Annotated in this window: 1 pseudogene; it reads left to right on the top strand. The window is 53.3% G+C overall.

Annotation, left to right across the window (positions count from 1 at the left end):
- Positions 1–351, top strand: a pseudogene (locus tag KDM89_RS20695) (hypothetical protein); the annotation flags it as partial.

Raw genomic sequence — 351 nt, 5'->3', positions numbered from 1 at the left:
CCTTGCAACGCGGACTCGATGAATTTACGGCTTTCCTGGCAGGCTTATTACGCCATGTCGGTTTCATTATCGCCTTGCGCACCATAGACCAGACCGGCGTGACGCAGCAACTGCCGGCCTCTGCACGCTTTCAACAAAATCTGATGGAACAGGCTTTATTATTGTCTGTGCATGTAGGTCGGCAATGGCATTTTCCTGAAACCGTGCTGGCAGCTGTATTGCAAGCGGATACACCCGCCGCGAGCGATGTGGCAGGCAGCGAAGCACTCAGCAACTGCGTACGGCAAGCACTGCAATTAACGCAGCTGTATTTGCTGCAACGTGCAGAGATCCTGGCGACTGAAGAAATAG

This window comes from Cognatundibacterium luofuense (assembly GCF_018139685.1).
Classification (GTDB): domain Bacteria; phylum Pseudomonadota; class Gammaproteobacteria; order Burkholderiales; family Burkholderiaceae_D; genus Undibacterium; species Undibacterium luofuense.
Note: the sequence above shows the minus strand (reverse complement) of the source record. Positions and strands in the feature narration are given on the sequence as shown.